Raw genomic sequence first — 630 nt, 5'->3', positions numbered from 1 at the left:
CCGGCGCCGCCGCGGGCTACTCCCACAAATACGGCTTCCGCTACAGCGTCCTAACCCGACCCCCATCGGCCGGATAGGGAAAGGCCAGGTGAACGGAAGTTGTACACGAATGAACAGTCGGCACTAGGGAGGCGAGGCACCGCGTGACCCATTTAATCTCAGCAGTAAGCCACGCCTGCGGTAAGCCCACCGGCAAACCGTTCCTCAAAGGCCAGCGAGCCGAAACCAGGGAGGGATCTTAATGTCGTTTGTCACGACGCAGCCGGAGGCGCTGGCCGCGGCCGCGGGCGATCTGCAAAGCATCGGTTCGGCGCTCAGCGCGCAGAACGCCGCGGCGGCGGCCCCGACGACGGGGATCGTGCCGGCCGCAGCCGACGAAGTGTCGGCACTGACCGCGGCGCAGTTCTCTGCGCATGCGCAGATGTATCAGGCTGTGAGCGCCCAGGGCACGGCGATTCACGAGATGTTCGTCAACACCCTGAGGATGAGCTCGGGGTCCTACGCGGTGACTGAGGCGGCCAACGCGGCCGCGACGGGTTAAAGGAGCCAATGATGTTTGATTTTGGGGCGCTTCCGCCGGAGGTTAATTCGGCGCGGATTTATGCCGGTCCGGGGTCGGGGTCGTTGATG

2 protein-coding genes are annotated in these 630 nt (G+C 64.6%); both read left to right on the top strand.

Going from position 1 to position 630, the window contains the following annotated elements:
* Positions 1-241 precede the first annotated feature (241 nt).
* The gene (locus A9X05_RS28615) at positions 242-541 is read left to right on the top strand and encodes a PE family protein (protein ID WP_067758919.1); all 300 of its coding nucleotides are present in this window, start codon (positions 242-244) and stop codon (positions 539-541) included.
* An 11-nt stretch (positions 542-552) separates the two neighbouring features.
* Positions 553-630 (top strand): PPE domain-containing protein (locus A9X05_RS31455; RefSeq protein WP_156737066.1); only part of this gene is annotated, 78 nt, incomplete at its 3' end.

The organism is Mycobacterium sp. E3298, from assembly GCF_001666895.1.
In the GTDB taxonomy this organism is placed as follows: Bacteria; Actinomycetota; Actinomycetes; order Mycobacteriales; family Mycobacteriaceae; genus Mycobacterium.
Note: the sequence above shows the minus strand (reverse complement) of the source record. Positions and strands in the feature narration are given on the sequence as shown.